The sequence below is a fragment of the Shewanella sp. S1-58-MNA-CIBAN-0166 genome (assembly GCF_040310085.1).
Lineage (GTDB): Bacteria > Pseudomonadota > Gammaproteobacteria > Enterobacterales > Shewanellaceae > Shewanella.
This window is the reverse complement of record NZ_JBEOPN010000019.1, coordinates 20675-39806: the sequence shown is the minus strand read 5'-3', so window position 1 is coordinate 39806 and position 19132 is coordinate 20675. Positions and strand designations below refer to the sequence as shown.

Annotated in this window: 14 protein-coding genes; 7 read left to right on the top strand and 7 right to left on the bottom strand. The window is 40.3% G+C overall.

The window, feature by feature from the left end:
- Window positions 1–177 precede the first annotated feature (177 nt).
- Window positions 178–2004 carry a M61 family metallopeptidase gene (locus tag AAEY99_RS12685; RefSeq protein ID WP_351010700.1) on the bottom strand — a complete coding sequence of 609 codons (1827 nt, stop codon included), beginning with the start codon at window positions 2002–2004 and terminating at the stop codon, window positions 178–180.
- Window positions 2005–2332: 328 nt separating this feature from the next.
- On the opposite strand from AAEY99_RS12685, the gene AAEY99_RS12680 reads away from it, so the two are divergent.
- From AAEY99_RS12680 to AAEY99_RS12660, 5 genes are all read left to right on the top strand, one after another.
- Window positions 2333–4363 (top strand): tetratricopeptide repeat protein, encoded by a 2031-nt coding sequence (locus AAEY99_RS12680; RefSeq protein WP_192116291.1) that lies wholly within the window; start codon window positions 2333–2335, stop codon window positions 4361–4363.
- A gap of 202 nt (window positions 4364–4565) precedes the next feature.
- Window positions 4566–6122, top strand: a complete 1557-nt coding sequence (locus AAEY99_RS12675) for a sensor domain-containing diguanylate cyclase (protein ID WP_350979206.1) — start codon at window positions 4566–4568, stop codon at window positions 6120–6122.
- A gap of 60 nt (window positions 6123–6182) precedes the next feature.
- Entirely contained in the window at window positions 6183–7547 is a 1365-nt protein-coding gene (gene ppnN / locus AAEY99_RS12670) for a nucleotide 5'-monophosphate nucleosidase PpnN (RefSeq protein WP_101086494.1), read from the top strand.
- Entirely contained in the window at window positions 7540–8307 is a 768-nt protein-coding gene (xni, locus tag AAEY99_RS12665) for a flap endonuclease Xni (RefSeq protein WP_182744639.1), read from the top strand. The genes ppnN and xni overlap by 8 nt, the downstream gene beginning before the upstream one ends.
- 246 nt (window positions 8308–8553) lie before the next feature.
- Window positions 8554–8952 (top strand): DUF3192 domain-containing protein, encoded by a 399-nt coding sequence (locus tag AAEY99_RS12660; protein WP_101086492.1) that lies wholly within the window; start codon window positions 8554–8556, stop codon window positions 8950–8952.
- A 99-nt stretch (window positions 8953–9051) separates the two neighbouring features.
- On the opposite strand, the gene AAEY99_RS12655 is transcribed toward AAEY99_RS12660, so the two are convergent.
- On the bottom strand, window positions 9052–11913 hold the full coding sequence (locus tag AAEY99_RS12655; protein ID WP_351010697.1) for a S9 family peptidase: 2862 nt from the start codon (window positions 11911–11913) through the stop codon (window positions 9052–9054).
- Window positions 11914–12352: 439 nt separating this feature from the next.
- On the opposite strand from AAEY99_RS12655, the gene AAEY99_RS12650 reads away from it, so the two are divergent.
- Complete coding sequence (locus AAEY99_RS12650) at window positions 12353–13363, top strand: isocitrate dehydrogenase (RefSeq protein WP_011638228.1); 1011 nt, start codon at window positions 12353–12355, stop codon at window positions 13361–13363.
- A gap of 102 nt (window positions 13364–13465) precedes the next feature.
- On the opposite strand, the gene rlmM is transcribed toward AAEY99_RS12650, so the two are convergent.
- From rlmM to AAEY99_RS12630, 4 genes are all read right to left on the bottom strand, one after another.
- Window positions 13466–14554, bottom strand: a complete 1089-nt coding sequence (rlmM, locus tag AAEY99_RS12645) for a 23S rRNA (cytidine(2498)-2'-O)-methyltransferase RlmM (RefSeq protein WP_011638229.1) — start codon at window positions 14552–14554, stop codon at window positions 13466–13468.
- A 96-nt stretch (window positions 14555–14650) separates the two neighbouring features.
- A complete protein-coding gene (locus tag AAEY99_RS12640; protein ID WP_011638230.1) occupies window positions 14651–15031 on the bottom strand; it encodes a DUF423 domain-containing protein in 381 nt (126 codons plus the stop codon).
- A gap of 176 nt (window positions 15032–15207) precedes the next feature.
- Entirely contained in the window at window positions 15208–15918 is a 711-nt protein-coding gene (locus tag AAEY99_RS12635; RefSeq protein WP_351010695.1) for an alpha/beta family hydrolase, read from the bottom strand.
- Entirely contained in the window at window positions 15899–16810 is a 912-nt protein-coding gene (locus tag AAEY99_RS12630; protein ID WP_011638232.1) for a transcriptional regulator GcvA, read from the bottom strand. The genes AAEY99_RS12635 and AAEY99_RS12630 overlap by 20 nt, the downstream gene beginning before the upstream one ends.
- A gap of 179 nt (window positions 16811–16989) precedes the next feature.
- Between AAEY99_RS12630 and AAEY99_RS12625 the strand changes: the two genes are divergently transcribed.
- A complete protein-coding gene (locus tag AAEY99_RS12625) occupies window positions 16990–17214 on the top strand; it encodes a hypothetical protein (RefSeq protein WP_162023587.1) in 225 nt (74 codons plus the stop codon).
- A 192-nt stretch (window positions 17215–17406) separates the two neighbouring features.
- On the opposite strand, the gene thiI is transcribed toward AAEY99_RS12625, so the two are convergent.
- Window positions 17407–18861, bottom strand: coding sequence for a tRNA uracil 4-sulfurtransferase ThiI (gene thiI / locus AAEY99_RS12620; protein WP_350979211.1), 1455 nt, complete (start codon window positions 18859–18861; stop codon window positions 17407–17409).
- Window positions 18862–19132: the final 271 nt, after the last annotated feature.

Below are 19132 nucleotides of genomic sequence, written 5' to 3'. Positions count from 1 at the left end.
CGAAGCTGTCACAACCGCTTGAGGTAGCAAGCGGTGACGAGCGAAAGGGCGATAACAAGCCGCGAGACCGCTTTATCCGTGAGCGCAGCGTTCGCTTGTTATCGTTTCTGAAGCGTCACTTCTCCACATGCTGGATCCTGCATTTCAAGGTCGTTTGGGGATATGCAAATCAACATTTTAGTCAGTAGTATTAATCCACTCACCCTTGTCATCAAACGGCCATTCAACCCCCAACCATGCTTTATAAAACGCTTTCTGCGCATCAGTTACCTTATCTACGGATGCAATTGATAAGTCACCTTTAGGTTGTTCCGTCAGGAGTAAACTCACTTCCTTTAACCGCTCATCCCTGAATATGCTTAGTTTAATCGTATCACCAACATTAAAATCATTAAGACGTTTAGTTAAACCATCCGCGGTAACCTTTAAACCATTAACAGCAACAATTTCATCTCCGGCAGCAACACCAGCATTCCAAGCTGGGCCATTTTTTAGCACACTCGCAATAATTAAATCGTTATATAAACCAGACAACATCATTCCGGCATCTACTTCTGTTTTAGGAGATTTACCATAAGTCGTGATCAAACCAGCATGTGCCAACAAGTCATCAAAAGATAAACTAAACGGTTGGTTTACATATTCAGCCCACCACGACTGGTAATCTTTACCAGAAAGATTTTTTAAAATAGATTGCACGTCCGCGACGTTATAACTTAATGGAATTTTATATTGTTGATAAAGCGCTTTATGGACATCTCTGTATGAATGAGCAAGTTGCGTATCGCTTAGCAAACTAAAATCAAGTGCCATTGAAGCCAAGTAACCTTCAGAGTAAATATTCACACTGTGATTAACAGCATAATCGCCCCAAGTGCTACTCCACTGGCCTAAACTGGCTTCTGCGACAGATTGGACTTCACGACCTGGGTTATGTTGATTAAGCACAATACGTTGACTTAAATCGTCAAAGAACTCTTTGGCGGTTATCACTCCAGCGCGTAACAATAACTGATTTTGGAAATAACTGGTGGAGCCTTCAGCCATCCACAGTAAATCGGTCATATTTTCCGACTGATAATCATACGGAACCAGCCCTTGAGGTCGGTAAGCTTTAACATTCCACGTATGAATAAACTCGTGCGAGGCGGTACTGATAAAGCGTAAATAATCTTCGCGTTCACGAAAATTAAATCGTGGTAATTGGATAATAGTAGAATTGAGATGCTCTGTTGCACCACGAGCACCGCTGGTTGCATGCACCATATACACATATCGTTTAAATGGATAATCAGGCCAAATAGCCGATGCCTGACCACTGATTTTGGTGAGATCTGCTACAATTTTTTGAGTATCGTAATTACCTTCGCCCCAAAATACCACGTCGTAATCACGACCGTCAGCCTCAAAGCTGACATGTTGGTTTATGCCTGTTTCTATCGGTGAATCAACTAACACATCATAATTGGCCGCTTTAAATGAATGTGATGTGCTGCCTTTATCCATGCCAGAGTAACTTTTCCAACCTTCAGGAACTTCCATGTTGACCGTAACGGGTTGCTGACGAAATGCAGGGCTATACATAAATACACCACTGGCATCTAAAAAAGCATGGCTACTATCAATGTGACGTAAACGATCACCAAGCTCATTGGCATGTAATTGATATGTCACCTTCACCGATGTAGGTTTGGTTAAGGCGATTTGCCATTCGCCACTGGCAGTGCGTTTCCAAGGTAATGATTGTCCTTTACTGTCGGTCGCATTAAACAACCTTACGCCATCTGCAACGGGTAATACTTGATAACGACCTGTTCGCCATACCGGTAAATTGACCGTTAATACATCCGAATTGGTTTGAGGGAATGACACACTAACTTGGGCTAAATGGTGTGTGGGTTGGTTAATATCGATATGGTAATCGACATCTGCAAGTGCAGGCATTGCCCAACTCATCGAAAAAATAGCACTGCTGGTTAAAATTGCAAGAGAAGTAGGTTTCACTCTAGGTTCCTTCTGGTATGATTCTATTGTTTTTATTTTAAATTCCGAACAATTATAACGTTCTAGACTCATTAACACAGTGGCAATTTGCAATTTAGTGGAAAACACCCGGTGAGAACATCTGACTCAGGTAAATTTATTTATTCATTCCACGTAAAAATGAAGTCCACGTTAACTAACACTATAAAAGGTATCTCTTACTATGCTGCGATGTTTTCCTCTGGTCATATTATGTTCGATACTATTAAGTTCAGTGGTTTCAGCAAGGGATATTGAGCAGCAAGAAATATTTTTCAAAGAAAATCCTCAAAAGCTGTATACAAAACTAATGAAGGCCACAGAGTTTCCTTTACAATTTTCAAATAAGGAGGAATTTGAGCAAGCCGCAAATGAATTAAGTTACCCACCCAATGAACTTCATCGCGATTTAGAGCTGCTGGCTCGACTGAATTTAGAAGCAAAGCTTACATCACCTACTAAGTATAAAGACGCTAAATTGCTCATAACACAATTAGACGCCATTGCATCAACCACACTTGAGCAAGCCGTCGTCATCATGCTTAAAGCGCGAATTAAAGGCCGTCAAAACCAAGAATATAATCAGGTGATTGTTGAATCAAATAATGCGTTGAATATGGTTAATACAGATGTCAGTTTAGAAAGTACGCTATTTAAATCAACACTTCATGAACAACTCAGCATGTTACATTCATTGCTACTTCAACCTACGCCGGCATTTTCTCACTTAAATCGTTACCGCGATATCGCTTACCAATTACACAATAATTATTTTATCTCCGATGCCGAAACCCAGTTAGGTCGTTATTACAATCTTAATGGCGATCAAGCCAAGTCACTCCAGCACTACAGTGAAGCATTTCGTTTAGCCAATAGTCTGGATTACCCCGGAATTAAAGCCCATACACAACTTAATCTTGCGCGTACATACCGAGATTTAGAACAATGGGATGATGCCCTAAAATATGCCCATAATGCTGCCGAAATACTTCAAGCGATAGGTCAAGATGTCTACCTAGCAGAGACCTTGACGGTCATCGCAATGATTTACGCTGGCCAAGATCAATGGAATAAAACCATCGACTATTATTTAAATGTCCAGCAAGTTAATGAGCGTATGGGAAATGAAATCGCCATAGGGCTCACATACCACAACTTAGGCGAGGCTTACTTCAAATTAAATAATATCCAAGCAGCATTGAACGTAATGCAACGTGCAAATGATATATTTAGAGCTCGGAAAGTAGAACATTACTTAGTCCATAATGAACTACTATTTGCCCAAATAAATACCAGTGAAGGCATGTGGAATGAGGCTATTGATCATGCGAACAAGGCTATTGAACTGGCTAAAAAGAAACATTTAAATGATGTGCAAACAGAAGCATTAGGCTATTTATCTACCGCATATCGCAAAACAAACAACCTCAATGCAGCACTTGCAACAGTCGATGCCATTGTTGAGCTGATCAACACATCGCAACAAAAAACCGAACAAACAAATGATTTCTCTGAACTCACTGAACAAAAATTAAAATTCGAACTGGGTTTATTACGTAATAAACTACATCAACAAACGGCAAAGAATAAATATAGTCAATTTATCATTTTAGTATTAATTCTCGGTTTCAGTATTGCGATTATCGTGTTGTTTTTTATCTACAGAAAATTTCAACAGCGAAATACCTTATACCTTAACGCCCAACATTTAAATACCATAGACCCTATAACGCAAGCCCAAGGTTACAGGGCGTTTATTCAACGCATCAGCACTCTTAAACACACTGAGTCTAAAACGATCGCGTTAGTGAATATCAATAAATTAAACAATATTGATATTCAACTTGGGCTCACTGAATCTATCGCATTGATGCAAAATTTTAATAGCCTGTTCAGTAAACACCTAGACACTGAAGTGTATATAATACGTTCAGGATTGATTGCATGTTATTTCGATAAGCAATACGACGCAGAAAATATCTTACATGCTGTAATTGATTGCCTTAAACAATTACATGAGACCCAATTTACTATACCAAATTTTGCTAACATATCCGCGGTCCAACATGCCAGTATTGGTCACATTAATTTGCCACTACTGGGTAACCCAGATGCCAGCATCAGTGCTGAATTACAATTTGAAACATTGCAATACGCACTTGCTGCAGCCATGGAAATAACTGAGCAACCCGCTTATGTGTCATTGCGACCACTTAATTTCGCTCCAGCGGCTGTTTTTATGCGCCCACTTTATTTAAATCTGACTCAAGCACTTAATCGCGGCATCATTCGTGCAGAAAGTAATCGTAACACCCAAGAGATCAACTGGCCGAAAAACTAATTGATTAATAAACATGCTATTGTGACCAGTTATGAGATTTTGTACGGTAATTGGATTTGCTGCACAACATTATTGAGATAATATTACTATAATGTTAATCGATGATATGTTAATTACTATAAATTCGATTTGCCGTCTAAATTAATATCCTAATCACGGCAATAGATGCCTTTAGCTGAAGAATGAAAGTAGGCACTGCAAAATGAAAGAGTCAAATACAGCGATAACTCAAATTTCGTTGATGAAGCAAAAGCTCCATGCAGCTAAACTTGCTCTCGAAGAAATAAATATCGATCGTAATGATAAATTGAAAACATTAATTCAATTTATCACTCATCTGAGTCTTGCTTGTAAAGGGCAAAACTTAGAACTCGATAATAAACTGGCTAAATTGCGCCATCATATGCACAATTTTGAGCAAATTGACGAGGCACTACCTGAACTCGTCGATATCGAAAGACTATTAAAATCTCAATATAGCCATACCATGACTCGTTTAGAAGACAGTCGTAATGGCCTCAATCGAGTGATCCGTCAAATCCAACGAATTAACTCTGCACCAGATAAACTCAAAAAAGAAATCACTTACTTTAAACAAGAATTAGGCAAACCATTCCATACTGTATGGGAATACATTCCCAAAGTTGAAAAACTGATTTTTTTCTATGAAGAAATTTTAAAACACGAATTTGCTGATGCCGACAATTACGAAATTTTGCCTCACCATATTCAGCTAGCTAAAGAGCTTGCCGCTAAAATTGCTGAAATTGAATTTAGAAAAGATCAACGGGACCAAATTCTAGTCATAAAAGAAGTGTTACTTGGTGATATCAGCTTAAATAACTTACTGGATTCTTACCAATCGATATTAAGCTTACTATTAGAAAATATTGCTCGCGAAAAAACCGCATCACAAGACTTTTTATTTGCCCTCAACGATGCTCTGACTATCGTTCGCGATGTGGTCAACAACACCCATAACAACAACCAACGTTGTGAGCAACTTAAAGGTCAATTAAATAAAGAAATCAATTTACGCGTCAATAACGCCGACGAGTTAGTGGTAGATGCAGATGATCTTAACCAATTAAAGATTCAACTGACGGTGCAGTTATCTTCACTTCGCGATTCACTGTCTCGTAAAGAGGCACTGGAACAACGTGAACAAACCATTTTACGTAAATCAATAGAGACAATGCGTAAAGAGCTCAATTCAATGAGCCAGGAAGCGAATAGTTACAAAGAAAAGCTATTTGAACATCAAAAGCTCAACCTACTCGATCCGCTTACCCAATTAGCAAACCGTACTGCGTTAGAAGATCGCATGGAGCAAGAGTATCGCAACCATGTCCGCTTTAAAACGCCACTGTGGATAGCCGTTACAGACATAGACCACTTTAAAGGCATTAATGATAGTTTTGGCCACAGTACCGGCGATAAAACCCTGCAAGTCATTGCTATGGCGTTAAAAAACTCATTACGCGATAGCGAGTTTGTTGCTCGTTATGGTGGTGAAGAATTTGTATTACTATTACCTGATGTTACTGATGAACATATCTCTCAATTATTGAATCGAGTGAGAGAGAAAATCAAAAATATTCCGTTTAAGTTTAAAAATCAGAGAATTACAGTTACATTATCTATAGGTGCTGCACAAGTAATGGAAAACGAAACGCTTGAAGAAGCTTTCGAAAGAGCAGATGCTGCATTATACCAAGCAAAAAACAACGGCAGAGACCGAGTCGTTATTGATATCTAGCCTCCCAAGACAGTTTTCTTTGGACTCGGCATCAAACACTCGAGTCCAAAGGAGTTGCTTATGATAGTAAAAATTAGTCCACGTGGTAGTCTAGATCAGCTTTCTCAATTAGAAGTCGAACGTCTGAAACAAGGTGCAAAAAGCGACCTTTACCAATTATATCGAAATTGCTCACTCGCGGTGTTAGCTTCAGGCCTTATCAGCGACAGTTCCGAAGACCTGTTTAGTCGCTATGAATCTTTTAGCCTTAATATTTTACAGCGTGAAAGAGGCATCCAAATTGAACTCATCAACCCTCCTCTACAAGCCTTCGTCGACGGGGAAATCATTGTCGGTATTCAAGAACATTTGTTTGCAGTACTCCGCGATATTATATACATCAGCAATAAGTACGAAAATTTAAAGCATATTGACTTAAGTAATGCCAGCCACATTACCAATGTGGTGTTTGATATTTTACGCAATGCTCAAGCAATCTCGCCAATGAAAGACCCTAATGTGGTGGTTTGTTGGGGAGGACACAGCATCAATGCTGTTGAATACCAATATACCCGCGATGTCGGTTACCAACTTGGGCTACGTAGACTGGATATTTGCACCGGTTGCGGCCCTGGTGCTATGGAAGGCCCAATGAAAGGCGCGGCGATTGCCCACGCAAAGCAACGAGTTCACAACGCCCGTTATATCGGCTTAACCGAACCCAGTATTATTGCTGCTGAGCCCCCAAACCAAATTGTTAATGAATTAGTCATTTTACCCGACATAGAAAAGCGTCTAGAAGCCTTTGTCCGTTTAGGCCATGGTATTGTCATTTTCCCTGGCGGCGCGGGTACGGCTGAAGAACTACTCTACTTTCTTGGTATCTTATTAAATAAAGAAAATTGCCATGCATCCTTTCCACTGGTATTAACCGGACCTGCTGAAAGTGCTGAATACTTTGCCGTTATCGATGAATTTATCGGGGCAACATTAGGCGAAGAAGCACAGAGTAAGTATCAAATCATTATCGGCGACCCTGCCAAAGTGGCGCAAATAATGAAGCAAGGCATGGAGCAAGTAAAAATCTATCGCAAAGAAAAATGTGATGCTTACCAGTATCAATGGTCACTCAAAATTGAACCCGAATTTCAATTACCCTTTGCGCCGACCCATGAAGTTATGGCAAATTTGAATCTCTATTTTCAAGAAAATAAGGCAGAACTTGCCGCTAACTTACGTAAAGCGTTTTCAGGTATTGTCGCCGGTAACGTAAAAGGCGATACCATCAAGTTAATTCAAGAGTTTGGTCCCTTTAAGATTGAAGGTGATGCTAAGCTCATGCTAATGATGGATAAGCTATTAAACGCTTTTGTTAAACAACAACGAATGAAACTGCCAGGCAGCGCTTACGTGCCCTGCTACGAAATAATAAAAACAAATGAATAAATTACTCATTATTGATGGACTCAATCTCGTACGCCGCATTCATGCGGTGCTACCTGATGAAAACGATATTACCAGCGTTCAAGAACGTGTTTTAGCAGCATCAAAAAAAATGCTGTTACAACATCAACCGACTCATTGCATTGTCGTTTGGGATGGCAATGAGCCATCTTGGCGCAAAACGCTGTACAGTGATTACAAAAAAGGTCGTAAACCCATGCCGACGGCATTAAGTGATGGCCTGGTAAATATCAAAGCCACATTGGCTGAACACGATATCAATTCTTTCGACGCTCAATCTGAAGCCGATGATGTTATCGCCACCATCGCGATGAAAATGATCAGCAACAAGGGTGAAGTGATTATTGTGTCAACCGACAAAGGCTTTAGCCAGTTACCGACCAAAAATCTCACCTTGTGGGATCACTTTAATCAGCAAGTCTTTGATGTTGCGCAATATGAAAAGAAACTGGGAATAGAGCAATACCAAATGCTCGACTTTATTGCATTAGCGGGTGACAGCGGCAATAAAATTCCCGGAATTATGGGCATAGGCCCAAAATCTGCAGCGGATTTACTCAATAAATTTAGAACGCTAGCTAATTTATATCGTTCTTTAGATAACCTTGGCGCCAAGCAAGCACTTAAATTAGCCGAAGGAAAAGAGATTGCCAGAATTAGTTATAAATTAGCGCAGTTACAATGCGATATTCCACTGAATATTAATTTGAAACAATTTAGGATCAATCCAATAACAAACTAATGCCATAATAAGCTAACCTCTACTCTGGATAAGGGATGGGCTAAAGCGTTAAAAATAAGTGTATTTAACGTCTGCTATCACTCTTGCTATTGATGTTGCCAAGGGTTTTAACATAATAGTAGGCTTATGGTAAGTCGATACAATACAGATAACAAAAAAGTGTTATTTGATAACCGTTTATTATCCAGAGTTGAGTAAAAACACATAACCTCAACGGTATTAATACCATAACGGATTACACAGATTATGAATACAAAAGTGACGTATATCATCGGTGGAATTTTCACTGCCTATTTACTGTTTGTTGCCGTGGTGATTTTTGTTTATGAACCACAGCCAGAAGACCGAGCATGGGATGATCGCCAAGCATTCAACTTACAAAAAATGAGTGAAGTCAGCTTTGGTCAAAGCCTTGATGAGATCAGAACATTATTAGGCAGTGCAGATTTTGTCGAAGCCAAAACCGGCATTGATGGACAATATCAAGTGATGTACTACCGTACCCACCACATAAAATCAGACGGTGAAACCACTAAAGAAGAGTGCACCCCATTGTTATTTAGAGATAATCTGCTGATTGCATGGGGACAAGACACTGAAGATCAATATTTTGCCGTGCCAATAACTCATCAAGAACCACAATAGTTGCTTATTTGTCTGTGGTATCAATAACAAAAACGCCCTATCGGTATCAGCATAGGGCGTAAAAGTTAATTCAGATCAAACATTGATAGCCGTTTTAATCTACTTTTTATACTCCTGATAAGCTTCACCTTGGCGGAGCCAATCTGGGGCTTGCTCACCCTTTAAGTAATGATCGAAGTACTGCTTCATCTTAATGGTATAATCAAGTTTATTGGGATATTTTTTCAAATGATGTGGCTCATCTTCATATTGTAAAAACACCACATCCTTGCCTGCACGACGCATTGCCAGATATAGCTCAATACCCTGCTCCCATGGTACAGCATCATCTTTATCACCAAACATAATCATCATGGGTGTTTGAATGCGATCGACATAAAAAATCGGCGAGTTTTCAATATACTTTTGTGGTGCCTTGAATAGACTCTCGCCCATTCGACTTTGGCCCGTTTCATATTGAAATTGTCTTGCTAGCCCTGAACCATGGCGAATGCCACTATAAGCACTGGTCATATTCGATACCGGAGCACCAGTCACAACAGCTTTAAAGATATTGGTTTGGGTTACCGCATATGCACTCTGATAGCCGCCCCAAGAATGCCCTTGAATACCAACAGCATCAGGATCGGCAATCCCCATCGCTATCAATTTTTGTACGCCTGCGGTCAGTGCTTTTACTGAAGATATTCCCGGATAACCTATCTCGAAACGAATATCAGGCAAGAAAATCGCATAACCATTGTCTGCATACCAAGCAAAGTTAGGTCGATGATTGAGCTTCATATCAGGAAACGCATGTAGCCTATCGCTCATAAACCGATAGAAATACACCAAAGTTGGATACTGTTTACCGGCTTGGTAATTTGTTGGCTTAATGAGTACCCCATCCATGTTAACACCGTCACCATCTCGCCAATGTACTAGCTCCGCATTGCCCCATTTAAAGGGTTTACGCTGCTTATCAAGTTGGGTCACCTGTTGGGCGTTCTGTGGTGAGGTATTAGTTGCAATATATAAATCAGGATATAAATCATAGCGCTGTTTCGAAAACACCACTGTCGAGGCTTTATTAGCTCTGGCAAGCAACGTTAATTTACTGTTGCTTTCGGTTAAGCGCTTCACACCAGCAACACCCATTTTGGCGCTGAAAAAACCGTCTGCTTTTGATAGATGACTATAACCTTGCAATAGCACAGTTTCAGCATCACTCACTACTGCGGGTAACAATTCATCCTTCACTAAGCCAACCAGTCTAAATTGAGTTTTCTGCTTTCGCCCTTCGCCATTGGTTAACATAAACCCTTGGTTCGATGCGGTATTAAACTGCCATACATCATATTTATCATAAACGGTTATCGCACTATCATCAGTTAGCCAAGGGCCAAAACCGTAACCGGGTGCAGCACTGGGATAATCATGGTCTTCATCAGCAAACGGTGTCGTAATATTAGCAGTCAAATTAACCCGACGTTGAGATGCAATGTCTAAAAGAAACACGTTACCTTGCTGATAATAAGCTAGAAACTTAGCATTCGGTGACAGAGTCGGCATTGCATCACTGGGTTGCTGAGTTAACACTGGAATTTTATTACCGTTGTTTACATCAACCAAATACACATCACGATAAAAACCTGCCCAGGTGATCATTTTTTGATATGGCACATCTGAACTGGCCAATAAAAAACGCGCTTGCTCACCATAAGTAACATCTGGCACCACTTGATCAGCTAATTGGACTAACTTATTTGAATCTAAGTGTAAAACCGCTAAATAAGTGCGTTTTAATTCTTGCTCATATTCTTTGACTTCTTGAGGCTTAATTTTGGCATCATCACCATGCCAAATGCGTAGCTGCTTTTTCGCCGTGATAATCTCTGGATTAAACACATCATTGGCATTTTGATAATCAGCTAATTCAGCTTGCTGAGCAACTTGGGGAACTCGACCAACATACAAACGTTGACCGTCTTTTGAAAACTGTAAGCTTGAATATTGGTTATATGTCCAAGCTTCAGACTGGGCAAATTGCTGTTGTTTATTCTGCTCTACATCAATAAGCAACATGTTGTGCTCACGGCCATAGCGTGTCGAACTCGCAGCGCCTTTCGTCACGGCAACATATTGACCATCATCGCTGATCGCTAATGCTTCAATATGTTCATCGCGACTACCATAAAGCTGACGCTGTTTTTGGTCATCCAATGCTACCAGCACTATCTGGTGCAGTTGATTTTCACCTTGATTAACGACTGCAACAAAATGATTACCAGCTTTATCAAAAGCAAATTGGGTCACATCAGATAGCTGGGTGTGTTGATTGGTAGCCAGATTAATTAACCGAACATCAGAGCCTTTATCTGCTTCCTCAATTTCAACATCAGTATCATCTTCAACCTTAGCAGTATTTTCGGCAACCGTTGGTTCAGAGATAATAGATTTAGAAGCTTTAGACTCAGAAGCAATGGATTCAACAGCCTTAGATTCCGATAATTCAGATTTCTCATCGGTAGACTCAGGCTTGCTAATTTTAAATTTTAAAACTAAAAAATGACCATTGTCGCTAAATAGGGCGGAATCTACATTCTCAAACGTCTGTTGCTTACCACTTTGAGTATTCAGTAAGACCACCTCATGGGGTAAATCGGCTTTCTTCTTGGTTTCTCGCTCAAATAAGTTCGCTTCAATGGTCGCCAACACAAATTTGCCATCAGCACTGACATTCACATCGGTGCCATTGGCAATTTCATACTGTTTACTGTTATCACTAAAACGGATTAATGCACGACTATTGCCTCTATCAGGAGTAGCCTGTACCGCAATCACGTTGCCATTATCAGAAATAACCGGCTGTTGTAAGGTTTCAAAATGCATAATGTCATCAAGGGACAGTGCACGTTGTGGAGCCGCATGGGCATTAAATGACAGACAGACTGCCAATGGAATTAAATTGAATAATTTCACAGTTTTCCTCTAATGGTAACGTTGATTGATTATTTTTATAGATCACCGTAATAGATCATCGTGTTGGATTATCTCAATATTGACTAGCTAACGTTAAGCCAACCAGCAAAAGACATGACATGCGACCAAAGTCGTCTTTATAAAAAATGCTTACAGAATAATCTAATGCTGCCAATAAAACATTGAACCGCAGATAAATCTTCAGCATTAAGATACTTTACAAGTAAACGATTTGTAATAAAGGTTCATAGTAAAACAATCAAATTAGAATTGACTTAAAAATAACGGAAATAATGTGATAATACTCACTATTTTCTGTAAATAAACATTAAAAGTCGTTAAAATACGCCGCAGAAAAACGACGCTTTTTATCGTCACCTAGCCGTGTCATATATGCGGTCTATCAATTGCAGTAACCACAACCGTGGAAGGACTATTCATGTCAAAACGTACAATAACCGTGATCCCAGGTGATGGGATTGGCCCAAGCATTATCGATTCAGCATTAAAAATCCTCGATAAAGCAGGATGTAACTTTGAATATGAATTTGCTGATGCAGGGTTAACGGCGTTAGAAAAACACGGTGAATTAGTACCGCAACGTACTTTAGACCTTATCGAGAAAAATCGCATTACGCTTAAAGGACCATTAACCACACCTGTCGGTGAAGGTTTTACCTCTATTAATGTGAGCTTACGTAAAAAGTTCAGCCTTTATGCTAACGTGCGCCCGGTGATTTCATTTAAGGGAACCCAAGCGCGTTACGAGAACATTGATATTATTACCGTGCGTGAAAACACTGAAGGTATGTACTCAGGCTTAGGCCAAAAAATCTCTGACGATGGTCAAACAGCCGAAGCAACCAGTATCATTACTCGTCAAGGTGCAGAGCAAATCACCACGTTCGCATACGAACTTGCACGTAAAGAAAATCGTAAAAAAGTGACTATCGTTCATAAAGCTAACATCATGAAATCAACTTCAGGTTTATTCTTGAAAGTGGCACGTGAAGTGAGCCTGCGTTACCCAGACATCACCACCGAAGAAATGATTGTTGATGCCACTTGTATGAAACTGGTTATGAATCCTGAAAACTTTGATGTTATTGTGACCACTAACCTATTTGGCGACATTTTGTCTGACTTATGTGCCGGTCTTGTAGGCGGTTTAGGCATGGCTCCAGGTGCAAACATCGGTCGCGATGCTGCTATATTTGAAGCGGTACACGGCAGTGCACCAGATATCGCCGGTAAAAACTTAGCCAATCCAACCTCAGTAATTTTAGCGTCGATTCAAATGCTAGAGTACTTAGGCATGTCTGATAAAGCTGAGATGATCCGTAGCGCAGTATCGGCTGTTATTGAAGAAGGCGACCGTACGACTCGCGATTTAGGCGGCACTCACGGCACTACCGACTTCACTCAAGCAGTACTCGATCGTCTAGGATAATTCCATATGGTTACGTTAATGACTGAGTTATCTGTCATTAACTAAAAAGCCCCTTATGCAATGTTGCATAAGGGGCTTTTTGTTAGCGGCGCAATAGTATTTTTATGCGTAGCTCACACCCTTTTCAGGGAATATCCATAAATGCACGGTCACTTCATCGCGGTCATGATAAAGGTGCTTACACTGCATTTTAAAATCAATTTCATTTTCAGTTAAAATGGCACCAATGGTTTCTAAAATCACGCTAACTTCTTTATAGCGGCTTTTCATTGGTAACTTAAGATTAAAAATAGCTTCTTTAAACCAACCATTAATCGCCCATGCTTCCATTAATTCAGCAACTCGGGCTGGCTTTTCAACCATATCACACACTAACCAATACACATTTTTACGCGGTGGCTCAAAACGAAAACCATCTGCACGGTAATGCTTCACTTGGCCTGTTTCCATCAATTTTGGATCCATTGGACCGTTATCAACGGCAGCCACCATCATCCCACGGCGAACTAATTGGTAAGTCCAACCGCCAGGACAAGCGCCTAAATCAACGGCATTTAACCCACTACGACAACGTGTTTCTTGCTCTTCTTTAGTTAAAAAGGCTCCAAAAGCTTCATCTAGCTTAAGGCTTGAACGACTTGGTGCATCTGCAGCCATTCTTAACCGAGGAATACCCATAAAGTGTGGCGAACTATTGTGGCTTAACGAATAACCCGCATACGCTTTGCCTGGTCCGATAAAACACACATGAATAATAGGACGGCGGTCACTTTCAGCGTTAAGCAATGCGCCGCTCTTTTTTAAACCTTGACGTAACGGCACTGTCAATTTACGACAAAATGCAGATAATTCTTTTGCTTCATTAGTGTCAGGCGTTTCAACGCGTAGCTCACCACATTTTGACAGCGCGGCCAATGAAGCCACAATAGGCCCGACTCGATCTTGTTCAGGTAAATCACTCAACAACTCACCCGCGGCAAACATCTGACGCGCAAAAACTAATGAACTAAGTGCCAATTCCTTAACTAACGTATCGGCACCATTATCGTCAAAACATTGATAAATCACATAGGCATCGTTAATATTGGTTTTAACAAAACCACCCACATTTAATTCTGTTGCCCGTTGTTGAATTTCTGCCGCACAGTCTTTTTCATAGCCTGAGCGACAAAATAGGAATAGGTTTTTCATTTGGAGCCTTAGCGTAAGGATATTCGCATAATAGCGAGACAATAATCTCGCTATTATACTCAAAAATGCTCAAGGTGGGAGAATTTAGCTAAGGCATTATTCTGCTGATTTTGCATGCCAAATCGCCGCAGCAAATAACAACCACCCCACTAAGAAGCATAACCCGCCCATAGGCGTAATTGGGCCAATCCATTTAGCCCCCGTAAAGGCATAAAGGTATAACGAACCAGAAAACAATATTATCCCGGCAATAAAGCTATAAGCAGCCCAGTTGATCAACTTAGAGGGGATCCAATGAGCAGAAAAAGCCAATGCAATCAATCCAAAGGTATGATAAAACTGATAATCGACCCCGAGTTTAAAAATACTCACTAATTCCGGTGGTGCGATAGTTTTAAGCCCATGAGCAGCAAAAGCACCCAGTGCTACAGCCATAAAACCACTTAATGTGGCAAATAATAATAGACCTTTATTCATTTTACTTAACCTCATACAACATAAACCGACAATGCATCATACTATTGAAGCAAGCTGATTTTCGTGACTTAAACCATCACCATACTTATTAATGCAGGTATTAATAACTATGGTGACGTTAATAAAAATATCAGCATAATAGTCACCACATATGCGTAAAACATCGCGTTACAGCATTAACCTAATCGGGTAATAAACTGACGAATATTCTCAATGGCATGATTAAGATTGCCCTCAAGGGTATAACCAGACGATTTTCGCGGTTGTAAACTATGGTCACCATCACCAATCCAACAGACTTCTGCATGTTCACCCAAAGCCCAATTGGGTACTTGTTGAAGGTCGCCAAATTTATCGCGTTCACCTTGAACAATCAGCATCGGAATGGAATTGTGCTGAATAGGCGCAAGTCGTGGCTCTCCACCTTTGAGGGGAATAAATGGGTAGCCCAAACACACAATTGCACTAATTTTATTGGCAACATCGGTAATAAGGGGCTGTTGTAGTTGATGGTCTGAACTGGTCAATATCGCCGACATGCGACCGCCCATTGACTTACCCATTAAGATTATCCGCTGACAATTGATAAGACCAAGAGCCATTTTTTGTTGAATATCAAGCAGCACCTGTTCATAGTGCGCAAGTAATTTAGGCGCACGGTCAGGCGGACGACGTTTACCATCTTGCATATTGGCTTGCATATACAAGAAATTAAATCGGTACACTTGATAGCCTTGAGCGATTAACTTATCGGTCATCGAAGTCATATATTGATGATGCATATTCGCACCAGCACCATGAGCAAAAACAATCAAGGTGTCACTTTTAGAACCTTGCAAAAGAAAGTCTTCAGCTAATACTGGCGTATTATCCGGTAAGTAACTCACTACGCGACTCCTCTGCAAACATATCGACCATCCACTCTCTAAAAGCTGAAATTTTACCAATCTCAGAATGGTTTTGCTGACACACTAAATAATAAGCATCTTTGCTCACCAGCACCTCAGAAAACGGACACACTAAACGCCCAGCTTTGATATCAGGCCGAGCAAGTACACTATATCCTAATGCCACACCTTGGCCATGCGCAGCGGCTTGTAACACTAATGAAGAATGACTGAATATCGGCCCTTGATTGACATTGATGTCAGTGACACCACATTGCCTAAACCATGCCTGCCAATCTTGGCGACTGGAATCATGTAATAGAGTATGGAGCTTTAAATCACTCGGTTGAATTAATGGCTTAGGCCCGTTAAGTAATAATGGTGAGCATACTGGAATCAGCACTTCATTACGCAGTTTATCAGCACGTAGTCCAGGCCAATTACCTTGACCGTAATAAATCGCCACATCGACATCATCCGTTAACGAACTGGCATCGCTGTCTACCGCTTTAATACGCACATCAATATCAGGATTTTTTTCGCTAAACTTAGCTAAACGAGGCACTAACCATTGAATAGCAAAACTCGGAGACATACTCACCGTTAACGATCCTACCGCGCTTCGGGCAAGCAGGCGATTAGTTGCCTCGCCGAGTTCAATAAAAATATCTTTAATGTCCAGAAAATAGCTTTGGCCTTCTTCTGTTAACAATAATGATCTATTTTTACGTCTAAACAGTTTTAGCCCTAAAAAATCTTCTAATGCTTTAATTTGATGACTCACCGCAGCCTGAGTGACAAACAACTCTTCTGCGGCGCGGGTAAAGCTCAAATGTCGTGCTGCAGCTTCAAATGCTTTAACTGCATTCAAAGGAGGTAATCGTCTAGACATAGTGATCAATCTCTCGTTTTTTAATTAGTTTTTCTAATGATTATCGTTATTTTTTGTCGTTTGTAAAGAACACTGTGTTTGGTTAAATTAGCATCATTGAAAATACAGTTGGACAATCTCTACGATGTTACTGGGATAGTCCGGCAAATGTGACTTATTAGCCTGGAGGCTCATCCCCTATGTTCAACCTAAACACTATTTTTGCAGTCGCACTATTATCTATATTGGGTTTATCTTCTGCTCAAGCGACTGAACTAGAACCTATCGATATGATCGATTTACATGCTGAATTATCACAAAGCATTGAAGCGATGCAAATTGATATCAATAATGATGTTAACAGCATTTTAATTGCTGACAATGATGAACAACAAAAAACTTCAGAAGTGGTTCAAGCTAACTAGAGCTAGCTCATCTTAAGCACGTTACTGAGACAATAAAAAACCGCATTAAATGCGGTTTTTTATTGTCTGTGATTCATCTCACTCAAAGCGTATTACTGTTTAAGCTCACTGCCACAACTAACACTAACGTGGATAAATCCCTAAAAATAGACCAAAGTCACGACACCGCAAAGACGGTGTCGTTTCGACGGCTTAAGGGCGATACACTTTAACGTTAGTATAGCCCTTTTCTACAAGATATAAGGCTTGCAGCTTACTCATTACGCCACGATCGCAATATAACAAATACGTTTTAGACTTATCTAAATCGGCAAATTGGGTGGCTAACTTAAAGAATGGAATCGCTTTAACCATTACATTATCAATTAATAATGGGCTACGTTCTTCTTCTTCAGGTGCACGAACATCAATAATTATTTCGCCAGAAGCGACATCGTTAACCGTTTCGGTCTCGGTCACTTGTTGGTTCATTTCAGCTTCAATATCGCGAATATCCATTACCACTGCAGATGCAACCACACGGTCGATTAAATCTTCAGAGAATTTAAGCTCTTCGGCTTCAACCTTCGATAATACCGCTTTAACCGTAGGTTTTTGTGAAATAACACCACAATACTCGGGAATAGATTTAGCAAAATCTTCAGTGCCAATAATACGGCTCTGATTAATAATATCTTGTTTGTCCATTGCGATAAGCGGGCGTAAAATCAATAAATCGGTGCTGCGATCGATAACATTTAAATTAGTCAGTGTTTGGCTAGATACTTGACCTAAGCTCTCACCTGTCACTAGTGCTTGAATACCGTATTTGTCAGCAATGCGTGTTGCTGCTCGCATCATTACACGCTTAAGTACCACACCCATCTGACCGTTATCAATACGCTCTAAAATCTCTTCAACTACAGGCTCAAATGGCACCGACACAAAACGTACTTTGTGAGACTCCCCGTACTTCTTCCATAGATGGTAAGCGACTTGCTTAACGCCAATTTCGTGCTGAGCGCCACCTAAATTAAAGAAACAGTAATGGGTACGAGCACCTTTTTTAATAAACTGAAAACTCGACACACCAGAATCGAAACCGCCTGAAATAAGCGACAACACATCTTCTTGGGTCGCCATCGGAAAACCACCCAAACCTTGAATACGACGCTCAACCATGTAAAGCTTATCTTGATTGATTTCAAGATTAACGGTCACGTCAGGGTCTTTAAGTTTCACCCCTAGCGCCTCAGTGTGTTGATTTAATCCGCCACCGACATAACGCTCAACATCAATTGAATTAAAGTCGTGATTACCAGAACGTTTTACGCGGACACAAAAAGTTTTACCGGCAATTTCATCGCGGTACTTTGGTAAAGCTTGCTGATAAATATGATCGATTGAATCAAAAGTGTACTCACTCACTTGCACCACGTGAGCAATACCTGGAATACACGCTAGTCGCTCTGCAAAAACGTCACATAACTCCGGTTTATCGCTCGGTACTTGCACGATGATACGATCGTATAAGCGTTGTACTTTTGCACCTTCATCCACATTTTTAAGCACATTACGTATATTAGTTTCAAGCATTTTGGTAAAGCGCATTCTTACCGACTTGCTCTTCATCATAATTTCAGGGTACAGCTTTACAATAAACTTCATGGGGCGTCCACAGGTATCACCATCAAATAGCACTACACTCGGTTTTGCTAAATAAAAAAGACAGTAATACCTTGATAATAAATTAAAAAAACAGCACAGCTCTATTTTCTAGATGTGTATACAATCCAGTCAATAGCATAACGTATGCAATAATTCGCCGATTATACCAAATGATGCCTATTAACCAAACATATTCACTTTTTTATCTGTTATTTGTTAGTAAAAGCGCTGTAAGGCACATTTATAAAACAAAAAAGCGCAATCTCTTTAA

What these genes read in the sequence shown, in the direction of transcription:
- AAEY99_RS12660 (WP_101086492.1), top strand. Translation starts at nt 8,554, where the DNA reads ATGAATACAAAAGTGACGTATATCATCGGTGGAATTTTCACTGCCTAT.
- AAEY99_RS12625 (WP_162023587.1), top strand. Translation starts at nt 16,990, where the DNA reads ATGTTCAACCTAAACACTATTTTTGCAGTCGCACTATTATCTATATTG.
- xni (WP_182744639.1), top strand. Translation starts at nt 7,540, where the DNA reads ATGAATAAATTACTCATTATTGATGGACTCAATCTCGTACGCCGCATT.
- ppnN (WP_101086494.1), top strand. Translation starts at nt 6,183, where the DNA reads ATGATAGTAAAAATTAGTCCACGTGGTAGTCTAGATCAGCTTTCTCAA.
- AAEY99_RS12675 (WP_350979206.1), top strand. Translation starts at nt 4,566, where the DNA reads ATGAAAGAGTCAAATACAGCGATAACTCAAATTTCGTTGATGAAGCAA.
- AAEY99_RS12650 (WP_011638228.1), top strand. Translation starts at nt 12,353, where the DNA reads ATGTCAAAACGTACAATAACCGTGATCCCAGGTGATGGGATTGGCCCA.
- rlmM (WP_011638229.1), bottom strand. Translation starts at nt 14,554, where the DNA reads ATGAAAAACCTATTCCTATTTTGTCGCTCAGGCTATGAAAAAGACTGT.
- thiI (WP_350979211.1), bottom strand. Translation starts at nt 18,861, where the DNA reads ATGAAGTTTATTGTAAAGCTGTACCCTGAAATTATGATGAAGAGCAAG.
- AAEY99_RS12680 (WP_192116291.1), top strand. Translation starts at nt 2,333, where the DNA reads ATGAAGGCCACAGAGTTTCCTTTACAATTTTCAAATAAGGAGGAATTT.
- AAEY99_RS12630 (WP_011638232.1), bottom strand. Translation starts at nt 16,810, where the DNA reads ATGTCTAGACGATTACCTCCTTTGAATGCAGTTAAAGCATTTGAAGCT.
- AAEY99_RS12640 (WP_011638230.1), bottom strand. Translation starts at nt 15,031, where the DNA reads ATGAATAAAGGTCTATTATTATTTGCCACATTAAGTGGTTTTATGGCT.